24 protein-coding genes, 1 pseudogene and 2 riboswitches are annotated in these 24,022 nt (G+C 37.6%); of the genes and pseudogenes, 3 read left to right on the top strand and 22 right to left on the bottom strand.

Annotated features, from left to right (window positions below):
- Positions 1–18 precede the first annotated feature (18 nt).
- Positions 19–102, bottom strand: a riboswitch (ZMP/ZTP riboswitch).
- A gap of 149 nt (positions 103–251) precedes the next feature.
- The 15 genes from CGC63_RS02185 to CGC63_RS02115 all read right to left on the bottom strand — a co-directional run bounded on the left by CGC63_RS02185 (position 252) and on the right by CGC63_RS02115 (position 14,235).
- A complete protein-coding gene (locus CGC63_RS02185; protein ID WP_004221357.1) occupies positions 252–902 on the bottom strand; it encodes a potassium channel family protein in 651 nt (216 codons plus the stop codon).
- A 71-nt stretch (positions 903–973) separates the two neighbouring features.
- Complete coding sequence (gene ytvI / locus CGC63_RS02180) at positions 974–2,131, bottom strand: sporulation integral membrane protein YtvI (protein WP_004221359.1); 1,158 nt, start codon at positions 2,129–2,131, stop codon at positions 974–976.
- A 151-nt stretch (positions 2,132–2,282) separates the two neighbouring features.
- Positions 2,283–2,894: an NUDIX hydrolase gene (locus CGC63_RS02175; RefSeq protein WP_004221361.1), complete on the bottom strand. Its 612-nt coding sequence runs from the start codon at positions 2,892–2,894 to the stop codon at positions 2,283–2,285.
- A gap of 1 nt (position 2,895) precedes the next feature.
- On the bottom strand, positions 2,896–3,534 hold the full coding sequence (locus CGC63_RS02170) for an ECF transporter S component (RefSeq protein ID WP_040351029.1): 639 nt from the start codon (positions 3,532–3,534) through the stop codon (positions 2,896–2,898).
- A 108-nt stretch (positions 3,535–3,642) separates the two neighbouring features.
- Positions 3,643–3,762, bottom strand: a riboswitch (FMN riboswitch).
- A 66-nt stretch (positions 3,763–3,828) separates the two neighbouring features.
- Positions 3,829–4,587 carry an amino acid ABC transporter ATP-binding protein gene (locus CGC63_RS02165; protein ID WP_004221366.1) on the bottom strand — a complete coding sequence of 253 codons (759 nt, stop codon included), beginning with the start codon at positions 4,585–4,587 and terminating at the stop codon, positions 3,829–3,831.
- Positions 4,588–4,599: 12 nt separating this feature from the next.
- Entirely contained in the window at positions 4,600–5,247 is a 648-nt protein-coding gene (locus CGC63_RS02160; protein WP_004221369.1) for an amino acid ABC transporter permease, read from the bottom strand.
- On the bottom strand, positions 5,244–6,092 hold the full coding sequence (locus CGC63_RS02155; RefSeq protein ID WP_004221370.1) for an amino acid ABC transporter substrate-binding protein: 849 nt from the start codon (positions 6,090–6,092) through the stop codon (positions 5,244–5,246). The genes CGC63_RS02160 and CGC63_RS02155 overlap by 4 nt, the downstream gene beginning before the upstream one ends.
- A gap of 264 nt (positions 6,093–6,356) precedes the next feature.
- On the bottom strand, positions 6,357–7,139 hold the full coding sequence (locus tag CGC63_RS02150) for a DUF7402 domain-containing protein (protein ID WP_004221372.1): 783 nt from the start codon (positions 7,137–7,139) through the stop codon (positions 6,357–6,359).
- A 12-nt stretch (positions 7,140–7,151) separates the two neighbouring features.
- Entirely contained in the window at positions 7,152–7,793 is a 642-nt protein-coding gene (locus CGC63_RS02145; RefSeq protein WP_004221373.1) for an RpiB/LacA/LacB family sugar-phosphate isomerase, read from the bottom strand.
- A gap of 19 nt (positions 7,794–7,812) precedes the next feature.
- Positions 7,813–8,616 carry a gluconate 5-dehydrogenase gene (locus tag CGC63_RS02140; protein WP_004221375.1) on the bottom strand — a complete coding sequence of 268 codons (804 nt, stop codon included), beginning with the start codon at positions 8,614–8,616 and terminating at the stop codon, positions 7,813–7,815.
- 24 nt (positions 8,617–8,640) lie between these two features.
- Entirely contained in the window at positions 8,641–9,504 is an 864-nt protein-coding gene (gene kduI, locus CGC63_RS02135; RefSeq protein WP_040351070.1) for a 5-dehydro-4-deoxy-D-glucuronate isomerase, read from the bottom strand.
- 107 nt (positions 9,505–9,611) lie between these two features.
- Complete coding sequence (locus tag CGC63_RS02130; protein ID WP_004221381.1) at positions 9,612–10,757, bottom strand: glycoside hydrolase family 88 protein; 1,146 nt, start codon at positions 10,755–10,757, stop codon at positions 9,612–9,614.
- Positions 10,758–10,827: 70 nt separating this feature from the next.
- The gene (locus CGC63_RS02125) at positions 10,828–12,384 is read right to left on the bottom strand and encodes an extracellular solute-binding protein (RefSeq protein WP_004221383.1); all 1,557 of its coding nucleotides are present in this window, start codon (positions 12,382–12,384) and stop codon (positions 10,828–10,830) included.
- 25 nt (positions 12,385–12,409) lie between these two features.
- Positions 12,410–13,309 (bottom strand): carbohydrate ABC transporter permease, encoded by a 900-nt coding sequence (locus tag CGC63_RS02120; protein ID WP_009247434.1) that lies wholly within the window; start codon positions 13,307–13,309, stop codon positions 12,410–12,412.
- 11 nt (positions 13,310–13,320) lie between these two features.
- On the bottom strand, positions 13,321–14,235 hold the full coding sequence (locus CGC63_RS02115; protein ID WP_009247435.1) for an ABC transporter permease: 915 nt from the start codon (positions 14,233–14,235) through the stop codon (positions 13,321–13,323).
- 283 nt (positions 14,236–14,518) lie between these two features.
- On the opposite strand from CGC63_RS02115, the gene CGC63_RS02110 reads away from it, so the two are divergent.
- Together CGC63_RS02110 and CGC63_RS02105 are read left to right on the top strand one after the other, a co-directional pair.
- Positions 14,519–16,762, top strand: coding sequence for a helix-turn-helix transcriptional regulator (locus tag CGC63_RS02110; protein WP_004221388.1), 2,244 nt, complete (start codon positions 14,519–14,521; stop codon positions 16,760–16,762).
- A gap of 18 nt (positions 16,763–16,780) precedes the next feature.
- Positions 16,781–17,638 (top strand): AraC family transcriptional regulator, encoded by an 858-nt coding sequence (locus CGC63_RS02105; protein ID WP_004221391.1) that lies wholly within the window; start codon positions 16,781–16,783, stop codon positions 17,636–17,638.
- Positions 17,639–17,768: 130 nt separating this feature from the next.
- On the opposite strand, the gene CGC63_RS02100 is transcribed toward CGC63_RS02105, so the two are convergent.
- Both CGC63_RS02100 and CGC63_RS15585 read right to left on the bottom strand, forming a co-directional pair.
- On the bottom strand, positions 17,769–19,307 hold the full coding sequence (locus tag CGC63_RS02100; RefSeq protein ID WP_004221393.1) for a glycoside hydrolase family 43 protein: 1,539 nt from the start codon (positions 19,305–19,307) through the stop codon (positions 17,769–17,771).
- A 4-nt stretch (positions 19,308–19,311) separates the two neighbouring features.
- On the bottom strand, positions 19,312–20,031 hold the full coding sequence (locus tag CGC63_RS15585; protein WP_004221396.1) for a glycoside hydrolase family 3 C-terminal domain-containing protein: 720 nt from the start codon (positions 20,029–20,031) through the stop codon (positions 19,312–19,314).
- On the opposite strand from CGC63_RS15585, the pseudogene CGC63_RS15580 reads away from it, so the two are divergent.
- Positions 19,978–20,397, top strand: a pseudogene (locus CGC63_RS15580) (GH36-type glycosyl hydrolase domain-containing protein); the annotation flags it as partial. The gene CGC63_RS15585 and the pseudogene CGC63_RS15580 sit on opposite strands and share 54 nt — an antisense overlap.
- Positions 20,398–20,458: 61 nt before the next feature.
- Here the strand turns inward: CGC63_RS15580 and CGC63_RS02085 are convergent.
- The 5 genes from CGC63_RS02085 to CGC63_RS02065 form a co-directional block, all read right to left on the bottom strand.
- On the bottom strand, positions 20,459–20,905 hold the full coding sequence (locus tag CGC63_RS02085; protein ID WP_009247440.1) for a MarR family winged helix-turn-helix transcriptional regulator: 447 nt from the start codon (positions 20,903–20,905) through the stop codon (positions 20,459–20,461).
- A 74-nt stretch (positions 20,906–20,979) separates the two neighbouring features.
- Positions 20,980–21,786, bottom strand: a complete 807-nt coding sequence (locus CGC63_RS02080; RefSeq protein WP_004221404.1) for an energy-coupling factor ABC transporter ATP-binding protein — start codon at positions 21,784–21,786, stop codon at positions 20,980–20,982.
- Positions 21,787–21,798: 12 nt separating this feature from the next.
- Positions 21,799–22,650, bottom strand: coding sequence for an energy-coupling factor ABC transporter ATP-binding protein (locus CGC63_RS02075; protein ID WP_004221405.1), 852 nt, complete (start codon positions 22,648–22,650; stop codon positions 21,799–21,801).
- Positions 22,638–23,405, bottom strand: coding sequence for an energy-coupling factor transporter transmembrane component T (locus CGC63_RS02070; protein WP_004221408.1), 768 nt, complete (start codon positions 23,403–23,405; stop codon positions 22,638–22,640). The genes CGC63_RS02075 and CGC63_RS02070 overlap by 13 nt, the downstream gene beginning before the upstream one ends.
- A 13-nt stretch (positions 23,406–23,418) precedes the next feature.
- Positions 23,419–24,015 (bottom strand): ECF transporter S component, encoded by a 597-nt coding sequence (locus CGC63_RS02065; RefSeq protein WP_004221411.1) that lies wholly within the window; start codon positions 24,013–24,015, stop codon positions 23,419–23,421.
- Between the last annotated feature and the right edge of the window lie 7 nt (positions 24,016–24,022).

Here is a 24,022-nt window from a genome sequence, read left to right as displayed (position 1 = left end):
CAACATTTGTAGATTAACAAATGTTGCCCAGACGGTCGGCTTTTTTCGCATTCTGATTTCCCTGTGGTACTCCACATTAATCCGTCAGTAATCAGATGCGTGTTATTCTGCAACAAATAAATAATATTTATATCTGTCACTTAACTATGTCCTTACTCTAACACAAAATCATCTTGCTGTCAATGCACCACAGTAAAGTTTGTGAATTTTTTACCAATTTTCCTTCTATTTTTTTACATATATAACAAATGTTATTTCAATTTTGTCACTGCACGTACGTCTCGATAATGTCCCATAATAATCAGGGTTTCATTATGATTAAAGACATAGTCTGCATGAGGAAGCGGGTTCATTTTCCCCTGAGCTTTCGTAGCCAAAATGCTGATGTTATATTTTTTTCTGATATCTTTTTCTATAATGCTGCTTCCAATCCATGACTCCGGTGCAGGTATTTCATAAATAGCATATTCGTCTGTCAGCTCAATATAGTCAAAAATATTGTCATTTCCGTATTTTACAGCCAGACGCTGTGCCATTTCCTTTTCCGGATACACAATGCGGTCTGCTCCGTTTCTCAAAAGGAATTTAGCATGTACATCACGGTTGGCTCTTGCCAGAACAAAACGTGCTCCCATATCCTTTAAAAGAGCAGTTGTTTCTAAGGAACTTTGGAAATTGTCTCCGATGGCAACCACACAGAGGTCAAAATTTCCCACGCCCAAGGACTCTACAAAATGCTCGTTGGTTGCATCACCAATCTGGGCATCTGTCACCATATCAATGGCATCGTTTACTCTTCCCTCATCGCTGTCTATTGCTAAGACCTCATTCCCTTCTTCAATCAATTTTGCCGCCATGTGTCTTCCAAAACGGCCAAGTCCAATAAGAAGTACTGACTTCATCTTCTTTTCCTCCGCTTTTGTTATCCGGTACAGAGAACAGAAGCTTCTCTTTTGCGTACCGGTATATTCTCTTATTCTTTTTTATTATTATCTGAAATATGTTTTCCGTCGTCTCGATACAGCCATTTCAGAAAATCTTCCACTGCATCCTGCAAATTTCGAATTGCGCTGTTAAACATTCCCGCATGATAAAAATTCACAATAATTGCCCCGACAGGTACGGCTAAAATCATTCCCAACACACCTGCAAAACGATATCCGGTATACATACATATCAAGGTCCACAACGGATCAATACCGATGGAGTCTCCCACCACTTTAGGCTCAATAATACGCCGTATCAGCTGCGTTGTCAAATATAATATAATCAGTCCCACTGCGTACTGCATATCCCCTGACAGAATTTTAAACAACGCCCACGGAATAAGAGCAGTACCTGTCCCGAAAAACGGAAGCATATCCAAAAAAGACACGAGAAAAGCCACCACAATGGCAAAGTTTACCTTTAAAATTAAAAATCCTATACAGAGAATAACAAAGACGACTCCCATAATTTTAAACTGGGCTTTAAAATATCCGCCGAAAATACTCCGAAAGCACCGTTCCAGTATTTTCCATTTTTCCTGAATAAGCTGAGGGGTATGCTCCCTTCCAAATTCCAATATCTTGTCTCTGTCTGCAATGAAAAAATACGATGATAAAATTGTAAATATAATGGCTATAATAATACTTGGAAGATTTTTCGCAAAATTACTTGCCTGATCTACGGTAATCTGGCTGATTTTTCCTACGGCTGTTCCAATCATATTGCCTAAGCTGTCCTGAAAGTCTGCAATTCCTTTTTGAACTCCGTCCGGCAATTCTTCGATAATCATAGAAAGATTTTCTCCTGCCTCCTGAAAATCCTCTCGAAAACTACTGTAAATCTCAGGCGCCTGCTCAATAAGCGAACTTGCTTCCTGCAATGTCTTCATTCCGATAAAATAAATGCCTCCGATAATAGCGGCCAGCACTGCAATAATAAGAAGCATAGAGGTATGCTTTCTGGCTACCTTCATCCGTCTTTCCAACATCCGCACCAACGGGTTTGCAATCAGCGCAATCAGCCATCCGATTACAAACGGCATAAAAAAGCGAATAAACTTAAAGGCAATAAGACCGCCTAAAACCACTGCCAGAAGTGTAAAAATAAATACCAGTAAATTTTTAATGTGTTTCTTCCAATTCATCTACAAAACCCCTTTAAGTCAATTTCGCACCCTATTTTATAATGCACAACAGCCTATATGCGTACCGATTTATACATACAGGCTGTTTTCTCTCGGATGCTTTTTAAGTATAACACAACTTGGAAAAAAGTAGTCCGATTATATAAAATTTTTACAATTCTTTCAGAAATTCAAAAGGTTCTTTGTCATGTATAAAGTGCATCAGCATATAAAAACACATAATTGCCACTTTTTCTTCTTTTAAAATCCGTTTTACTTCTTCTCTGTCTGCCAAAACCACTTCGATTTCCTCTGTGTCTTCCTGAAATTCCTTTGTAATTTCTCCTGCTGAAGTACCGAATACAATAGCGCAAGACTCATCTGTCATTCCCACTGTGGTAAATGCAGGCTTTTCATAAGCTTCATTTACTGTAATAGGCGTAAACTCCAGCCCTGTTTCCTCTTTCATTTCCCGAACGGCAGCTTCCTTATAAGGCTCTTGCTTTTCTACCAGACCTGCCGGAAATTCATATATGAAATCATTGATTGCATATCGATACTGACGAATTAACACTACCTTATCCTGCTGTTCGCCGTACAGGCTGTAAATCACAACGCCGTCAGGAACATTCTTTCCTGTGACAAGCTTTAAATCCTTCTCACTTTTTGCTCTTGACGCAACATAATATTTTCCTTCTTTTCCCGTCTTTGATTTTCTGTCCAGTTCATAAAGGTTTACAAACGGATTTTCTGTTTTTTTCGTAATTCCCGTAATTGTTGCCATGTTATTCTCCCTTTAATACTACCTTCAGCCTTTTATATAAAAGCAGGGTAATCATTGAAATAATTATTCCTTTTACCAAATTAAAAGGAACCATACATAAAACTACAAAAGTAACCATATTGTCAATAGCCGGATGGATAGCTGTTCCCATAGCGATAAAACTATCCATAGGAATTCCCATAACTACGCTGTATAGAGGAAACATTACAAACGCATTGGAAAGACAACCCATAATAACCATCAGTAACGTACCTGTTGCCATTCCTAAAACAGCGTTTTTTCTTGTTTTCCTTTTTCTGTAAAAAATTCCTGCCGGTACTGCAAACGCACAGCCGATAAAGAAATTGGACAATTCCCCAATACCGCCTGTGGTTGTTCCGTAGGTAACAAAATGAAGAATGTTTTTTAACAATTCAATTACCACACCTGCCAAAGGCCCCATAGCAAAGGTTCCCACTAAAACCGGAATTTCGGAAAAATCCATTTTAATAAAAGGGGGTGCTAAAAAAGGAATTGGAAATTCAAACATCATGAGCACTGCCGATACGGCTGACAACATGGCTATCTGCACCATAGTTCTTAGTTTCGACCTGTTTCCGGTTACCTGAATTCGCTTGTTTACAACTGCTTCCTGACTCATTTTTATTCTCCTTTTCATGAACGTTTTTCATAAAAGGAAATTCTTCATGCATTTCAAAAAAGGATACCCCTATACGGGGTATCCTCATGAAAGTTCAATAGAAATAATTTCTTTCTTCTCTCATCCAGACTATACTGTCGGTATTGGAATTGCACCAATTCAACCGTTTTATACGGCTCGCGGACTATAACCGCCGGTAGGGAATTGCACCCTGCCCCGAAGAATTTCTTTTTATTTATACTATGCATTATAACCCTTCAAAGCCTTGATTTCAATATATTTTTATTGTTTTTGTCATTCCAAAGACAATTTTCCAAGAAACTCCTGCATTCTTTGATTTTCTGAAGAAAACACCTCCTCCGGTGTGCCCTGTATTGCAATTGCGCCTTTATCCATAAAAATAATTCTGTCTGCCACATTTCTTGCAAATTTCATCTCATGAGTTACAATAACCATTGTCATGTGCTCAGTTGCCAGATTTTTAATTACTTTTAGGATTTCCCCTGTAAGTTCCGGATCCAAAGCCGAAGTGGGTTCGTCAAAAAATAACATTTTCGGTTTCAATGCCAATGCTCTGGCAATGGATACTCTCTGCTGTTGTCCTCCCGACAGCTGATGAGGATATGCATCTGCTTTATCTGCAAGTCCCATTTTTTTAAGTAAAATTTCAGCTTCTCTATATACGGTTTCCTTCTCTCTTTTTTGCACACGAATTGGGGCATCTGTAATATTTTTTATCACTGAAAAATGCGGAAACAAATTAAAATTTTGAAATACAAGACCAAAACAAGACTCTATTTCCCTGCGCTGTTGTTTCTTCGCCAAAAACAGCTTTCCGTTTTCTGTCCACACTGCTTTCTTGCCCATATATAAAATTTCACCGTTTTCAATAGTTTCCAGCATTGTTGCGCAACGCAGCAACGTAGACTTACCGGAACCGGATGGTCCAATGATTGCCAATATTTCTCCCTGTTCAACGGAAAAGGAAATATCCCTGATAACGGATACCCCACTGAATTCTTTCTTAATATGTTTCATTTCTAAAAGACTCATTCCGGTATCCTCCTATCTATAATAATTCATTTTCTTTTCAAACATTTCCATCACCTTTGCAACAATGTAATTAAAAATATAATAAAATGCGCCTGCAATAAAAAATGGAACTATGGTTGTCTGTGCAGCTGCAATCTGCTTTGCCACTGCAAACATCTCAACGTAAGATAAAGAATACACAAGAGACGTATCTTTTACCAGAGTAATTACTTCATTTGTCACTGTAGGCAATACATTTTTAATCATCTGCGGTAAAATTATCCGAAAAAAAGTCTGTTGTCCGGAATACCCCAAAATAGCTGCCGCTTCATATTGTCCTCTGGGAATTGCTTCTATTCCGGAGCGATAAATTTCAGCAAAATATGCCGCATAATTCAATGAACATCCCAGTAAAATTGCTGTCAGCTTATATCCTCCTATATTCATTCCCCATAAATAATATGGTGCATAATACCACACCAAAAGCTGCAGCATCAACGGAGTTCCCCTCATAACTGATATATAAAATTTGACAATGCCGCTGACTAATTTTATTTTGCTTACTCTGCCAAAGTACATGACTAGTCCCAAAGGCAGAGAAAGCACCAGCGTCATAAAGAAAATCAGGCACGTCTGTCCAAATCCTGCAGTCATTTCTCTCATGATTACATTAATACTCATTTCAATGTCACCATATCAGAAATCTCATATTTTTCGGCCAATTTTGCAACTGTTCCGTCTTCTGTAAGTTTTTTCAGATCTGCATTGACAACATCTCGTAATTCCTGATCACCCTTTTTAAATGCAATTGCATATTGTTCTGTATTTAAGGTTTCTTCTAAAATTTTATATCCCTCTCCTCTTGACTTAATCTGATAATTCGCAACTCCAATATCAATAGCAAGCGCATCTAAAGCCCCCGCCTGCAATTCAGTAAAAGCAGTATTGTAATCTGCAAATTCATTAAGTGCTCCGAAAGTATCTGCTAATGCTTTCTGTCCGTCTTTTTCATCACTTTGCAGTAATTCTAAAGCTGCGCTTGCTGCCTGCACTCCTACTGTTTTTCCTGCCAGATCTTCCGGTGTGTTGATACCGGAATTTTCTGCAACTACAATCACCTGACTGTTATCTACATACGGTGTCGAAAATGTGTACTCGTCTTCTCTTCCATTCATGGTAAATCCATTCCAGATGCAGTCAATAGCCCCTGAATTTAATTCCATATCTTTCGCGTCCCAGTTGATTGGCTTTTTCACAAGTTCCCAGCCTTCCAGCTTACATACTGCCTCAGCCAACTCTAAATCAAATCCCGTATACTCTCCATTTTCATCCATATAACCATAAGGCGGATATTCTGCATCAAATCCTACTGTAAATGTAGTCCTGTTATTTGCATTTGAAGATGTTTCAACACTGTTTTCTGTTTTCTCATCCTTTTTCTCTGTACTCTCATTATCTCCGCATGCAGATAATACAAACCCCATTAACATTGTTCCTGTCAAAATCAGTGCAATTCTTTTCTTCATTTTAATTCCTCCTTAAATTTTATATCGCTTTAGCATTTCATTTCTCTACTATGCTAAATTGGCGTTTATCCTAACATAAAACTTAAAGACTGTCAAATTTATTTTTTATTAGAAATTATTAAAAAATATATGTTTTAACTGTATTTTATTCTCTTAATTTCTTTATTAACGAAAGAAAAAAGACTATTTACACAAAAATCAAATACCGCAGGATTTTTTTCTGTGCAAATAGTCTATACTTCATTTTATTTTTTATTGCATTTTTTATAAATCATTTCCGTAAACTTCGATTTGTGCAAGTGCAGGGAATGGTGACGGCTCAGAGGACTGGATTAAATGAGAAACCTTTAACCAGCTGATTTTCTTTTTCTCAAAAGTAAATTCCTGTCCGGAACCTGTTTTCTTTAATGACAATTCCATATCTTCTCCATCGGAAAATGTAATGGTCATTTTTTTCCACCAATTATCATGTGGGAAATCTGCACGCAAATAAATAACAATTCTGTCTACTTCAACCTCACGTCCGAAATCCACGGTCATTTCTGCATTTGGATTACGGTTAATTCCCCATGAGTCATAAGGCCATTCTCCGTGACATTCATTGGCGGTTACACCGTCAATGGCATTTTTTGCCGCAAATACAGACTCACCTCTTGTTTCCACATTTGCAAAAGCATGTGGGAAGCAAGTTTCATTTTCATGTAAATCGTTTACATTAAGCGCCAGGTTACGATAAGTTTTCGGCTCAAATTCTTTTGCTTTTCTTACAGTAATTAAGTGCTTGCTTCCTGAAAATGTCTTTGGAGAAAGATTAATTCTCTTTTCTCCAAAAGGAATTTGATAATGAGCATCACCGGTAAGGTAAACCAGAGATTTTCCCATAGCGTCATCTACCTGAAACCACACATGGATGTTTTTCTCAGAAGTCTCAAGAAGAATTCTGTCACCTTCCTGATATTCTCTTGCCACCATTAAATTAACTTCTTCTTCATCTCTGCCAACAGCAATGGTTCTTCCGTTTCCGTCAATTACTTTTAAACTGAACATATACCTTCTCCTTTAGCAGCCCAGAATTTCTTTTACACATGCGGCGATTTTTTCACATTTACAGTTTTTAAAGAATAATTCCTGGAAATGTTCTCCTGCAAGAGCGCCTTTTACCAGTTCTCTGTCTAATTCCATTAAAATATCTGTAAGTTCACGATAAGTCACTTTTTTTACATCATCCAGAATTCTCTTATTTCTCTGTTCCGGAACAGCTCTTTCTCTTGGATATCCCTGTCCGCTTTCTTCGCAGAAAAGTTTTTCAAAAATATATTCCAAATTTAAGTCTCCGCCCCATCCATATCCTTTTGCAAATGGAAGGGAAATTGCATTTCCGTCATTAATCTGTGCAAAAGTATAAGCATCTAACGCATCTTCTACGTGTCCGCAGATAACGCCTGGGAAGGAGTTACAAGCAAGCATTGCGCCTTCACCTGTACCGCAGCCTGTAATTACATAATCTGCTGCGCCTGAATTTAATAATACGGCTGCCAGAATACCAACCTGAACATAAGTAAGCTGTGCTTCATCTTCTGCTGTATACATTCCATAGTTATCTACGGTAAAGCCCATAGGTTCTACTACTTTTTTTAAGGATTTTTCAATAATCGGGTTTTTTGCCCCCTGACTGTTTTCGTTAATTAATGCGATTTTCATAATTTTTCTCCTGTTTTTCTTATTTTGGCTGTTTTCCGATGTATGCTAAAATACCGCCGTCAACGTATAAAATCTGTCCGTTTACAAAGTCTGATGCTTCAGAAGCAAGGAATACTGCCGGTCCCATTAAGTCTTCTGGATTTCCCCAGCGAGCTGCAGGTGTCTTGCTGATGATAAACTGGTCAAACGGATGTTTAGAGCCATCCGGCTGAATTTCTCTTAATGGAGCTGTCTGAGGTGTGGCAATATAACCAGGTCCGATACCGTTACACTGAATGTTGTATTCGCCGTATTCAGATGCAATATTCTTTGTCAGCATTTTTAATCCGCCTTTTGCTGCTGCATAAGCAGATACTGTTTCACGTCCTAATTCGCTCATCATAGAACAAATGTTGATGATTTTTCCATGTCCTTTTTTAATCATTCCCGGAATAACTGCTTTTGACACGATAAACGGCGCATTCAAGTCAATGTCGATTACCTGACGGAATTCTGCTGCGCTCATCTCTGTCATTGGAATACGTTTGATAATTCCCGCATTATTTACTAAGATATCAATGGTTCCCAGCTCTTTTTCAATATCTGCTACCATATTTGCAACCTGTTCTTCATCTGTTACGTCACAGATATAGCCTTTTGCATCAATACCTTTTGCTTTATAATTTGCCAGAGCTGTTTCCAAATGTTCCTGTCCTCTGCAGTTAAATGCAATCTTTGCTCCTGCTTTTGCGTAAGCTTCTGCCATAGCAAAACCAATTCCGTAAGCTGCGCCTGTTACTAAGGCAACTTTACCTTCCAATGAAAAACTTTTCATTACGTCCATTTCTATTCTCCTTTTATTTCCTTTTTATTTCAGTTCTGTATTTGCAATATGGTCCATATCGTCAAAATCCTGATTTTCTCCAGCCATTCCCCAGATAAAAGTATATGCCTGAGAACCGGAACCGGAATGAATAGACCAGCTTGGTGAGATAACTGCTTCTTCATTTCTCATTACTAAATGTCTTGTTTCTGTGGGTTCACCCATGTAGTGCATAACAAATGCATCTTCCGGAATATCAAAGTACAGGTAAACTTCCATTCTTCTGTCGTGTGTGTGACATGGCATTGTGTTCCATACGCTTCCCGGCTCTAATTTTGTCATTCCCATTTCCAACTGGCAGCTTTCTACCTGTCCCGGCAGAATGTATTTGCAGATTGTTCTGTGATTGGACTGCTCTAATGTTCCCAGTTCTACCTTATTTTCATCCTTAACAATAACAACGCCTTCTTTCGGTGTTCCTTCCGGTTTAATCAGTACCGTTGGGTATGTGTGATGTGCCGGTGTACTGTTAAAGTAAAATTTTGCAGAATTTGTTTCATCTTTGCTTGCAAAAGTAATGTCTTTTGCTCCCATTCCGATGTACATACCTTCTTTATAAGCTACCTCGTAAGCTTTTCCGTCTACGGTAATTGTACCTGCTCCGCCGATATTGATAATACCCATTTCTCTTCTCTGTAAGAAATATTCTGCGCGAAGCTCTGCACCTGCTGTTAATGTTAAGGTTTCCTTTGCCGGAACTGCTGCACCGGTGATAATACGGTCAATGTGGCTGTAAACCATTTTTATTTTTCCTGGTACAAATAAGTTCTGGATTAAAAATTCTTCTCTTAATCGGTCTGTTGTGTAATGCTTCACGTCTCTTGGTGATGCTGCTGTTCTTACTTCCATAATGTTCCCCTTTCTTTCTCTGCCTGTCCTTTTGTTGTATGGATTATAGCATTTCTGTTTTTGGGTAAGCTTTCTTTTCCTGTTGAAAACCTTGCAAATCTTGAACTCTACCAGTAGGGGTTCCATTTTTTCAAACATCTTACCACTGCTTCCAGATAGAAATAATCTCCCCAGAGATTACATTCATCTACCCCTCTGTCCGTTACGCTGTTATATTCACTGCTTTTTGCATAGACTCCGTGTAAAATCAATCCATTGGCGTCCTGAGAAGTCTTTACAGAATAATTGTCAATCAAACTTTCCAGCATTTCGTATGCTTTTTCCTTATAATACTCCTGATCTTTTTCTGTTAATCCTCCGTTTTCACACATTTCTAAAATTCCACATACTACAATCGCTGCTGCTGAGGAGTCTTTCGGTTCTTTATCTTCTGCTTTAAAGCTTAAATCCCAATAAGGGACCTTATCCTGTGGAAGATTTGCAAGATAAAAATCTGTCACTTTTTTGAAAAGTTCTTTGCATTTCTCATCTTTTAAATATCTCCATGCAAGAGCTGTTCCATAAACACCCCATGCCTGACCTCTTGCCCATGCAGAATTGTTTTTATATCCCTGTGCGGTAACACCTTTTACCGGTTCTCCTGTTTCCGGATTGAAGAAATAAGTATGATATGTTGAAAAATCATCACGCACCAAATTTTTTAAGCTGGTTTTTGTGTGGCGAATAGCAATCTCTCTGTACTTCAGATCACCTGTTACCTTAGATGCCCAATATAACAATGGCAGATTTAAAAGGCAGTCAATAATCAAACGGTAATTATCCTCTGCTCCCAACGTTCCCCATGCCTGAATAAATTGTCCCTTTTCCTGAAAACGGCTGATAAGCTGATCTGCTGCCAAAATTGCCGCTTCCTTTGCCCGCTCACTTCCTGTCAGCATATAGGCTGCCACACAGGACGGCGTATACAAAAATCCCATATCATGATGGTCTACATCTATTTTATTCTCAATTCTGTTATAAAAGCTTTCTACCTGCACCATGGCAGATTTTCTAAATACTTCATCTTTTGTCAGTTCATAAGCCAGCCAATAAGTTCCGGTACAAAATCCGGTTGTCCATTCAATGTTTTCAGAAACAGGATATATCTGATTTTCTGTGTTTGAACCGGGAAATTTCTCTGTATAAATTTCTAAATTTTTCTTTAACACTTCGATTGCCTGTAATGCGGCTGTTTCTAATTTTTTTCTGTTCATCTTTGCCTCCCGTAGATTTAAAAAGGGGTTGCTGCACTAAAAACCTTAGTGCCACAGCCCCATCTTGCTTTTATTTTGTTACTTTCATAAAGTTATCGTATGCTTCCTGCTGAATTTCAATGGCTCTGTCAATGTTTCTTGCTTTTAATTCATTTACAAAATCATCGTATTCTGCTTCAATATTTCCTGAACCCAAAACCCAGCTCTGTAATTTTTCAAATACGATTGGTGTAATACCGGACATAATGCTCTTATATTCGTCTAACGCATCTTTGCTTAACTTTAAGTCCGGTAATTTTGCATCTTTAAACCATTCTTCATGAGAGCTGTATAATTCATTTGCTGCTTTTCCTGCATCGTTCATGGTAGCATATTCATAATCTGCAGACTGTACATATCCCGCACGATACTGAGAACCTAAGGAACGAAGATATTCTACCGGAGCAAGACCGGAATTGAATACTTCTTCTGTAAATGCTTTGTTTCCGTTTTCGTCTACGGTGTAAGTTTTTCCTTCAATCCCCCAGTTCATAAAGTCAGAGCCTTCTTCTGTGAACATATAGTCCATAAATTTAATTAAAGCTTCCGGATCTTTGCACTGAGAGGAAATACCCCATCCACATTCTGCATAACGGCGTTCTCTTTCTTTTACATTTCCATTCTGATCTGCAAATGGAGCTACTGCAACCATATTAAAACCAGGAACATCCTGTGCCAGAGAGTCATTGTAGTTTCCTGTACTTACCCAGTCATGTGTAAATCCACCTGTGTTATTACTTAACAGCGTATCTCTCGCAGACATCCCACGTGTAAAGATTTCAGGGTCGATTAAACCTTCTTTATACCAGTTAGCTAAATTAGAAACTGCCAGTTTATAATTTTCTGTAATCGGTTCAAATGCCATTTTTCCGTCTCTTGGATAAAATCCTGTACTGGAGTCCCACAGAGCCAGATATTCACCCATTTCGTTTTCGGAAGTAGCTGAACGGTCAAATAATGGAATTTCATCTGCTTTTCCGTTTCCGTTTGGATCGTTATTCTTAAATGCCAGTAAAACATCATGAAGCTCATCTACTGTGGTAGGTACTGCCAGCCCCAGCTTGTCCAGCCAGTCCTGTCTGATCCAGTAGAACTGAGAAGATTGCAATTCTTTTCCCAACGGAATGTTGTAAATATTTCCGTCTTCTGCTGTTGCCTGATATTTGAAATTCGGATCTTCTTCTAACATTTTCTTAATGTTTGGCGCATGTTCGTCAATTAAATCATTTAACGGAAGCATACCGCCGTCTTTTCCCAGTTTTTCAAGGTCAGAAGTAGACTCACATGCAATAATATCTGCAAGTTGTCCTGATGCAACCATGTTCTGGAATGCTGTGGAATAATCAGAGTTAGAAGATGCCACAACTCCTTTTAATTTTACACCTGTCTCTTTTTCGATTTCTTTCCATACTTCCCAATCTTCATTGAAAGGTGTTCCGGACAAGAACATAAATGCTGTAAATTCTTTGCTTCCGCCTTCTTTACCTGCTGTTTCTTCTTTTTTCTTGCTGTCACCACAGCCTGTCATAAGAGCAGATACCCCCAGAACTGCTGCCAGCAAAAACGCTGTTACCTGTTTTTTCTTCATTTCTAAAATCCTCCTTTAATATAAATTAACCTTTTACACCACCAAGTGTAAGACCTGTTTTAAAATACTTCTGTACAAACGGGAATACCACAACCATAGGCAGAATTGCCATAATAATCAAGGCATATACCTGTGTTGTCGGCGATGTCAAAGAGTCTCTTGTAACGATTGCCGCATCTGACGGATTTGCCACACGCTCTACAATTAATTTTTTCAAAAATACCTGAAGCGGAATTTTATTATCATCCTTCAAAAGCTGCATGGTCCAGAAATATCCATTCCATCGGCTAATACCATAGAAAAGTCCCACTGTTGCAAGAGCCGGTTTTGATAATGGCAAATATATATTCCAAAACACCCTGAAATGTCCTGCACCGTCAATAAATGCAGCTTCTTCAAGCGCTTCAGGTACCTGTTCAAAAAAGCTTTTCATAATAATCAAGTTATATGTTTCAATAGCAAACCCAAAGATAATTGCTGTTCTTGTATTTAAAAGCCCCATGTTGTTAAAGTTCATATAGGTCGGTATAATACCGGCATTAAACCACATGGTAAAAATAACAAACAATGTAAAAAATTTTCTTCCTACCAAAGACTTCTTAGACAGAGCATACGCCATGGTGGTGGTAAAAAACATATTTGCGAGTAAACCAAATACTGTATAGAATATAGCATTTCCATACGCTGTCCATAATCCATCTCTTTTAAATACAGCCTCATAGCTGGCTGTTGTAAATTCTTTAATTCCTAAAAGCACATCTCCGTTTTCCACAAAGAAGGGCTTACTAAAGGAAGAAATCAATACGTAATAAATAGGATACAGAGCAATAAAAGTAATCAGAATTCCCAGAAGTACCATAAACACATTAAAGGTCTTCTCTCCTAATCCCATAACCTGTCCCTGTTTCACTTTTTTTCCTGCCATTTTTCTCCCTCCTACCATAATGCACTGTCAGAAATTTTCTTACTGAACTTATTTGCAAGTATTACCATAATAAATGCCACAACAGACTCAAACAATCCTGCCGCAACAGACAGACCATAATTTCCGTTTTCAAATGCCAGACGGTAAGAATATGTAGAAATAACATCGGCTGCTGAATAAGTTGCCGGCTGATATAAAAGCAAAATTGCTTCGTATCCTACTTTAATAATACCTCCCAATTTCAAAATTAACATTGTTACGATTGTAGGTGTAATTCCGGGAATAGTAACATGAAAAATCTTTTTCAACTTTCCGGCGCCATCAACAGTAGCCGCCTCGTACAACTGGGGATCAATTCCCATAATTGCTGCGATATAAACCAACGCATCAAAACCAGCATTCTGCCATAAAGTCATTAACGTATAAATTCCTTTAAAATACTCCGGCTTTGTCATAAAGTAAATAGGGTCAATTCCCAGCTTTTCTAAAAACAGATTAACCACACCTGTACTTGGTGACAGAAAGTTAATGACAATACCACATACAACTACAACCGAAATAAAATGAGTCAGCAATGTCGACATTTGTGTCATTCTACTGATAAATTTATTTCTCATTTCTGTAATACAGATTGCAAGTGCAATGGGTACCGGGAAGCAAATCAAAAGCTGCCAAAAAGAAATCATCAATGTATTTTTTAATACTCTTAAAAAATCCCTTCCGGTAAAAAATTCAATAAAATTATCAAGTCCTACAAAGGTACTTCCCTCTATCCCCTGAAATACGTTATAGTCATAAAATGCAATTCTAAGCTCAGTCATTGGACGGTATGCAAAAAGCAAATACCAGACAAGACCGGGTATTAATAAGAGATATAATTCTTTTGCTGCTAAAATCCTTTTAAACAGCGGTTTCTTTTTTTTCACCTGTTTTCTCCTCTCCTTTTCTTCTTTTTCCTGAAACGTCTCATGCAATAACCACACCTTATCGGATTTTAGAAAAAAAGTAAATCATCAAATTCCACCTGTATTTTTTTTATCTTCTTTTTTGTATATCTTTTTCTGTATATCCCTTGATTTTAAGCTGTTCTTCCAGACTTTTCATCATCATTTTTCAACACATCACCATTTTTCAACCCTTGAAATCTGCAAGAAATGCCAGTATAATTTTTTTATCGACATATTTGTTCACAGCTAAAGGAGATTATAAATGTATAAACATGTTCATGGCAGATATCAGCAGAAATTGAATATTATTTTTATTATTCTGTCAGTTTTCATAACCCTTATCCTTTCTTCTGTTCTGGGATTTTTTCTCTCCAGACAATCAGAGGAAAGCTACAAAAATTCTATATCACTTTCCAGAACAATCTTAGAAGAGAAAGCAGAAACATCACTGAAAAATATTTCCAATACCATGACCGATATTGTAAATGATTCCCTTATCAAAGAATGGTCGACTTCTTATCAAAAAGATAATTTCTATTTTCTGTCTTCTCAAGTACAAAGAGCCTTGACAAAATATTGTAGTACCAGTGAAACACGCTTTCAGACTTATTTACTTATTGATAATACTAATACTACAAATGATGAAATCGCTCCTTCCGATGTTCTTTCACCGAAAGGCTCTTTTTCTGTTTCGGACTTTTTGAAAAGTAAAGATTTGACCCCAAAAGATTTGTCCAAAATCAGAGAATATTTTAGCACTCACATGTTTCCTTATGTGCTCCCTCATTACAACGAAAAAGGGCAGTTAGACTTTCTCTATTATTGGATTAAAGGATATCAGCATCCTCAAACCTGTATTTACATGGCAGAAATCCCTGTAAATTCCATTGTAAATAATACTGAAAATCAAAAATTCTGGATTGCAAATGATGACGGACTATTCCTTCCCTGTACGACAGATAAGGAAACAACCAAGCTGTTAAAAACTCTTCAGCAATATATAAATCCTAACAAAAGCATAATAAAGACTTCGGATTACTATATTGCGTCCTCACATTTGCCTTCTATGAATTGGAGTATATACTATTTATATGACCACAACAGTCTTGGCATCCTGAACATCTTCTTCTTTCTGGTTTTCGTAGTTCTTATCTATATTTTGCTGTCTACTTTGTTTTTTTATATAGCAAAGCTTTTATATCAACCAATTTATGAGACTTTAAAACCAACACTAAAAGAAGAAAACGAACACTTTGATGAATTCAAAATTTTAGACGAAAACTTAAACCGACTTCAAACTTTAAATAAAAATTTACTGGAAACGCAGAAAACTACTGATAGACTTATGGTTCAACAATATTATCAAAACCTTCTGACAGACTGTAACGGTTATCTTGCAGAGATTAAAAAACCTTATTTCTCAGAAACCGCAAACTTTTGTGTAGGGCTCCTCTGCCTCCATCCGGAACAGGAAGATGCTCTGGACACTGCTTTATTGGGACAGTTAGAGCTTTACAAAAATATTTTGTTTCAGGAATGTATTAAACAAAAAAATTGTTTCATGGTAAAATTATCCATGTATCGCTGTGGATTGATTATTCAGGCAGATAATTTAGATCAGGCAAAGAAACTATTAAACCAAATTTTTTCCCATTCAAAAGGCTTAAATAAAACAGAAAAAAGCTGGGAAGAACAGATTATTTTAAGTCCGGTAAAAAAAGGATTGGAAAATATCAATAGTTCTTATCGAGAAACTTTAAAAATAGCAGAATATCTCTCTATGCTGCCACATGACAAAATTATTACTTATGACTCTATTGCTTCTGTGGATTGTACTACCTACTCTTATCCTCTTTCCACAGAAAATAAATTGATTTCAGAAGTAATAGATGGACAAGAAAAGGCGCTGGATTTATTTGATGAACTCATCCGTGAAAATCTTACCAAGAAAAGACTTTCCATGGAAGTGCTGCAAAATTTTGTCTATACCTTAATCGGAACAGTTAACCGAATTTTTCAGGAATTAAAGTCCTCTCCGGAAGATTTTATCGGACGTCCGATTAACTACGAATACTGGTACACCCATTGGGGAGACTCTGTAACAATTACTGCTATAAAAGCCGTGCTTTCCGATGTAATTGCAGCAAAAAAACAGCGCAGTCAAACACAAGATGAACTTTTATTAACACAAATGCTGGATTATATTCACGAAAATTTTAAAGACAATATTATGCTGAACGACTTAGCAGACCAATTTAATATTTCTCCAAAATACTGCGGTATTTTATTTAAGCAGCTAAGTGACAACAATTTCAAAGATTATTTAAACCGATATCGTATTGAACAGGCAAAAAAATTAATTCAGGAAAGACCTTCTATGAAAACAAAGGATTTAAGTGTTATGACAGGCTTTAACAGCTCCAACACTTTTATCCGTGTATTTGGGAAATATACAGGCACAACCCCTCAAAAATACGCAGAACAAATTATGGAAAATAAGCTTTAGCAGATAGGACGTGATAAAATGGAAATACTCAGCTCCTGCAAAGACTCTATTGCAAACTGTATTGAACAGAAGTTTTTTGCCATCGCCCATTTATACAGCGATGAAAAGCCTATGGATATGCACATTCATGATTGTTACGAGATTTATTATTCCATATCCGGCGGAAAACAGTTTTTAATCGATAACTGCTTTTATAATATTTTCCCCGGTGATATTTTCTTTATTAACCAGTACGAAAGTCATCATCTAACACAGATTGACAGTCAGGTACACGAACGCATTATTATTTCTATTTATCCTGACTTTTTAAAGTCTTTGTGCACAGAAAACACCAATTTGGACGCATGCTTTCAAAACAGAAGTATGCGCTCCAATCACAAAGTCTCTTTGACCACAGAGGAACAGAAAAACTTTCAGTATTTTATTCATAAGCTTTCTCATATTCAAGGATATGGTTCTGACATTTTAGAAAAGGCTACCTTTTTAGAATTGATGGTTTTTCTCAATAAAAGATTTCATAAAAACCGTATTGCAGATACAGATAAAGAAATCGGCTCAAATGCACAGGTAGACAGTATCTTATCCTACATTAATCAACATATTGAAGAACCTTTAAGTCTGGAGCAGCTGTCATCTCACTTTTTTTTAAGTTCCTCTTACTTATGCCGGCTCTTTAAATCTGCCACCGGCACTACCATTAACAAATATATTACCGCCAAACGCATTTCTTATGCAAAAGAGCTGCTGGCAGAGGGATATACAGTAAGTGAAGCCAGTATAAAATGCGGATTTAATGATTATAGTAACTTTTTTAAGGCGTTTACCAAAGCGACGAAAGTATCGCCTAAAAAATATGCCCAGTTTTTGGCACAATGAGAATATTATATATCCTAAATATTTATACACTTTACACTCAGCCTGCGCTCACTTTGAGCTTGTAATCTCAAAGCGTGCTCAACAAATTCGCTAAAAGTGTATAAATATTGAAGGATAATGTTTATTATCATTACTTCTTATATTTTATACTGAAGTTCTTAAATCTTGCATCCCCGTTTTCTGCAAAGAGTGCAAGATACGTTCCTGTAAAGGACATTGGTACTGTCCCTTCCGTTGACAAGCCGGCTGTCAATCCGCTTCCTAAAAATACTTCTTTCTCTCCGTTTACAGTATAATAGAAATAATATTTTCCTTTATCTGACTCCACTCGAAGAGATATCTGTTTTCCTGCCGGAATTTCAGCTTTTGCTGTTACCGCAAAAATATCATGCACATGTTTTGCAAGCTGGATTTCCCGTTTATTCTGATTTTTTGCAACACAGATTTCATAGTGATAATACTGATTATAAAAAGCTGTCAATCCTGCACGAAATCCTTCTCTTGTCTCACACACTTCAATATCAACTTTTGCATCACAGCAAAATTCCTGCTGTCTTACGCCAATCCATGTAGGACTTGCCTGATTATTCAACGTTTCTTCTGTTCCTTTTAAAAACAGGGATTTATTTTCCTGTTCTCTTACATAACATTCTGCATGAGGATTTCTGAGATAATTGTATCTGAGGTCAAACTCCGCCTTTGAAAAATTATCTTCAAAATTCAATTTTTCCGTATAATCTGTATCCGATACTTCTTCCGGAAGCGGTCCTTCCATAGAAAGTGCAATTTTACCGTTATTTCCTACAATCGGCCATCCGTTTTCACTCCATACAACCGGCGTCAAAAATGTTTCTCTCCCCAAATGATGCTGCATCATAATTCCTCTTTCTCCACCGTTGCAACGAGTGCCAAGACAGACCATCCACCAATTTCCATTCTGGTCTTCCACAATATCTGCGTGTCCTGTACAGTGTATCTCTCCCTTTGTATCATCACGATGAGTCAAAATCGGATTATGAGGACAGGGTTCGTATGGTCCGTATATATCATCTGCGCGCTGGATGGTTTCCATGTGACCATATTCGGTACCGCCTTCTGCCAGCATCAGGTAATATTTGCCAAACCGTTTATATAGATGTGCCCCTTCCGGATATTTTCCTCCGCATCCATAGCTTAAAATCCGGCGCTCTGACAAAAGCTTCCCGTTAAAAGGATTAATCTCACATATTTCAATGGTGCTGCGTCCTTCTTCGTCATTTCCATTAGACACAAAATATACTCTTCCGTCATCATCCCAGAAAAGCGTTGGATCAATCCCTCCGCCGGAAATCCATTGTGGTTTTGACCATCCCTTCTTAATATCCTCCGTATACACAATAAAATGTCCTTTATCTGACACATTGGTGGTAATCATAAAGAACATACCCTCACAATAGCGGATAGTCGGTGCATAAATCCCACCTGATGGTGCGCTTTTTTCTAAGTTAAACTCATTTTCTTCTGTCATGCAATATCCCAGCAGTTCCCAGTCAACCAGATTACGGCTGTGATAAACAGGCACTCCCGGATAAAATTCAAATGTTGATGTTACGAGATAAAAATCTTCTCCTGCCCTACATATAGACGGATCAGGATGAAATCCGGAAAGAATAGGATTTCTGTATTTCATATACTCACCTGCTCTCTATTACGAATCGGATGTCTCTGGAAGAGCTTCCAATTCGTAAATTTTTCTTTTCTATCATTCCTTCTACAAGTACAGATACTCTCTGGCATTCTCCCGGAAACAGCAGTTTGGTTTTTTCAAATCCTTTTAATTCCTGAACCGGCTCTGTTTCTTTTCTCTTCACAGATGCTGTATAAATCTGAACTGTTTCCTTGCCTGCGGTTGTTCCTGTGTTTGTCACATCGCATTCCACATAATTCAAGCCGTTTTTCTGAACCAACGCAGGATTTTCATATAAAAATGTTGTATAGGATAAACCATGTCCGAAACAGAACTCCGGCTCTATCTGAAAGGTATCGTTGTATCGGTATCCCACAAACACGCCTTCTGTATAGTGCACCTTAGAACCTCCCGGAAATTCTCCAATGGCATGAGCAGAACAATCTGTATGTTTTTTATAGAAAGTCTCAGGCAGCTTTCCGGATGGAGTCACAGCTCCAAACAATACCTCCGCCAGTGCATTTCCGCCTTCCATTCCCGCATACCAGCTCCAGACAACTGTTTTTGCTTTTTCCAACCAGCTTCCCATCTCTACGGGACTTCCACCTACAAATGTAATTACTGTATTCGGATTTACTGCAAGCAGCTCCTCAATCAGCTTATCCTGCTCATATGGAAGCTTCATATCAACTCTGTCATTTACATTGAAGATATCAGTGAAATTCACCGGACTGAGCCTTATGTATATTCTCAGATGATAGCCGGAAAAGATGCTCCAAAACACGGAGAAGCCAAAAATAGCTGGCTTACCGGAACGGCTGCATGGACTTTTGTAAATGTTTCTCAGTACATTCTCGGCATCCGCCCATCCTTTGATGGTTTGGAGATAGATCCTTGTATCTGTTCTGAAATGGACAGTTTCACCGCAACCCGAAAATATCGCGGAGCAACTTACCACATTACAGTCAACAATCCAAACCATGTAGAAAAGGGAATTAAAAAGATGAGAGTCAACGGCAAGGAAATTCAAGGATCCTGTATCAAAGCTGTTGAAGGCATCACAGAATACTATGTAGAAGTCATTATGGGATAATTAAAAAACCAACAGGAAAAGGGTTGTGCATCGGCATAAATATGCCCTCTGCATCAACCCTTTATTTCTGATTTTCATAAGAATCAAAGAATTCTCTTAAATTTAATAAGGACTTCACTAAAATTTCCTGTTGTTCATCATCTAAATCCTTTAAAAGAGCCTGTATCATTCCGTCATGAAATTTCTTATGGTGCTCATTGGCTTTACGTCCCTTCCCTGTGAGAGAAATAAGAACAACTCTGCGGTCTTCCTCACTTCTTTCCCTAGCTACATATCCCTTCTTCACTAAACCATTAATAGCAATGGTCAAAGTGCCCACCGTAACAGATAAAAGCTTTGCAACAGAAGACATATTTTTAGCGTTTTCTTCTCCGATTGCCTCCATAATATGCATATCATTGACAGAAATATCTTTAAATTCAGAAGTAATCAGTGCTTTTCCCTCTATATCCATAATTTCCTGAAATAAATTTACAAGGATATCATGGAATACCTCATAATGATCCACTTTATCACTCCTTCGACATTCTTCTTGTTTTATTATATCCGATTTAGATGATAAAAACAACGGGTTTTTATTTTCTATTTTGCCTTTTTCACATATTCTACCAGCTCAGCTCTTGAGGTAATCTGCCCCGGAAAACCCAGCTCAGATACAATTTCACTGACGTATGGTTTCATCAGCATACTCTCCTCCAATAACCGGTCATCACTGAACACCTCTTTCGGATTTGTAATCTTCAAAAGATTTTTATGCGCCATTACAAACACTTTATTAAAATTATTAACTACAAATTCCATATCATGTGTAATCGTAACGATTGTTTTTCCTTTTGCAGTAAGCTCCTTTAAGATATTTTCCAAAAGACGTATTCCTCGAATATCCTGTCCTGCCGTAGGCTCATCCAAAATTACAATATCTGTGTCCATTGCAAGAATAGATGCAATAGTGACGAACTTTCTTACTGACAACGGAAGGTTATACGGATTTTCTTCCATTACATCTGTAAGTCCTGTAAGCCTCGCAGAATATTCTACCATCTCTTTAACCTTACTTTCGCTCATTTTCAAAACCTCAGGCCCAAATTGAATTTCCTTTTCCACAGTATTATGGAATATCTGGTCATCCGGATTTTGAAAAACATACCCTGCCTTTCTCGATAAAGCTGCTGTCGTAAAATCGCTTGTATCCATACCCGCAACTATAACTTTTCCCTTTGTAGGTTTTAACAATCCGTTAATCATCTTCACAGTAGTGGTCTTTCCTGCACCATTTTGTCCTACAATGGCAATGTTTTCCCCCTGTCCGATTTCAAAATTAATATCCTCAACAGCTGAAAAACCATTTGGATAAACAAATTTTACATTTTCAAATTTAATAAATGACATCTTTTATCCTCCTCACCGTTTACTCATAGTTTTCTTCAGCTGATGCACCATTTCCGCCTTTGTAATAATTTTTTCATCAATAGGAATACCCTGTTTTCGCAGCTCATCTGCCAAAATTACCGACTGAGGCAGCTCAATATCCCGCTCTAATAAAGATAAATCTGACAGCACCTCATGCTTCTCACCTTGTCGAATGAGTTCTCCCTCTTCCAATGCCAAAACCTCATCTGCATATTCTGCAATCAATTCAATTTTATGCTCTACCAGAATAATTGTTTTTCCCATTTTTTTCATCTTATCAATAATATCAAAAACTCTTTCCGTTTCTTTGGGATCAAGCTGGGAGGTAGGCTCATCAATTACAAAAATATCAGGCTCTAAAGCGAGAACAGATGCCAACGCTACCCTTTGCTGCTGGCCTCCTGACAATTCAAATGGATTTTTTTCTGCCAGATACGCTGTATTGGTTAATTCCATAACCTTTTTTACAGTATCTTTGATTTTCTCAACTTTCACGCCTAAATTTTCCAGTCCATAGGCAATTTCCTCATATACATTGTCTCTCGCCCCCGTAATCTGATTAAAAGGGTTTTGAAAAACATAACCAATCTTTGGCGCTAATTCTCCCATTGTATATTGCTGCAAGGATTTTCCTTCTAAAAGTACCTCACCTTCCATTTCTCCTTGAAAAAATCCCGGAATAAATCCACGGATAATATTGCATAACGTTGTTTTTCCGCTTCCGTTTGCTCCTACAACTGCATAAAATTTTCCTTTTTCCAAAGAAATAGTAACATCCTTAATACTGGGTTCTTTTGCAAGGGGATATGTATATGTAACATTTTTCAGTTCTATATAACCCATAATAACACTCTCCCTAAAATAATAAGTAAAAATACAACTGTTATCACGATTGTCATGACTCTGTCCATTGGCTTCGGTTCGATATCATATAGATGTGTAGAGGGCGTTTCTACGGAAAAGCCACGTGCTTCCAAAGTAAGCGCTCTTTCTTCTGTTCCCTGAATAGAACTAAGCACCAATGGAACAATCGTAGGAACAAATACCTTGGCACGTATCCAAATATTTCCTTCTGTTTCCACACCTCTTGCTTTCTGTGCGTTCATAATTGTCTGAGAACGTTTTTTCAATACAGGAACCATCTGGAGTGTTGACAGTACAACATAAGATGCTTTCGGACTTAAGCCCTTCTTTTCAAGTGCAAGTACGAAATCCTTCTCCGTAGTTACCGCAAAAAACCAAATTAATGCCGAGCCTACGCTGGCTAAAATAAATCCAAGCTTCAGTGCAAAAAGTAACCCCTCCAATTTTGCCTTAAAAATCCAGAAAGAAAACAGCACTGTTTCTCCCGGTGCAAAAAAGGTCTGTACAACAAGAAGTACAAGAAACAAAATTCCAACAGAATTTCTCACTCTTCTAATGAATACCGGATATACCCCGCTGACTATTGCCAATACATTTAAAGCCAGAAAACAAATAACTTTTGACAGAATACCCGGTAAAACAATTGCAACAATTGCAGCCGCTATTGCTAAATAAAATTTTGTCAGGGGATACAATTCTACAATTTTATTTTTCCCTTTTGCTGCATTTTCCATCTTTTTTCTCCTATTATTTCTTCACAAAATTCATGCCATATTTATATTTTGTTAATGTTCTGTCAGGAATAACTTTAATAATCACATAAGCTACGAATATAGAAATCATCTTTCCAATCGTTTCTGTAACAATATATACAGATAAAACAGCCTCTAAAATCTGTTTACCTGTTGCCATCAAGCCTGCTGCAATCATAGATGCGCCGCCCCCTGTTGCACCTCCAAAGAAGAATACAGTAATAGGAGTTGCCGTTACAGTAGCTACTAAAGCGATAATAATACCGGAAACAGCCAGCTTCCAAATTTTATTCATCATATTATATTTGGATAACAGACCTGCTGAAATACCGATAAAGAAAGAACAAAATGCGTATGGAAGCCAGCTTGGATCCATAATTCCGTTAATTAAGTTCGTCAATACTCCTGTTAAAGCTGCTGGAATAGGACCTGCCAAGGCACCTACAAGCAGCACACCTATCATGTCCAAGTCTACCGGAATTTTTAACATAGATGTCATCTGTCCGCCTACAATATTAATTGCAATCGCAACCGGTATCAGTAAAATTACCATTAATGAAAATGTATCTTTTCCTTTGTTTTTTGTCATCATAATATTC

This window comes from Blautia hansenii DSM 20583, assembly GCF_002222595.2.
Taxonomy (GTDB): Bacteria; Bacillota; Clostridia; order Lachnospirales; family Lachnospiraceae; genus Blautia; species Blautia hansenii.
The sequence above is the reverse complement of the archived record's forward strand: the minus strand, read 5'-3'. Positions and strand labels throughout refer to the sequence as shown.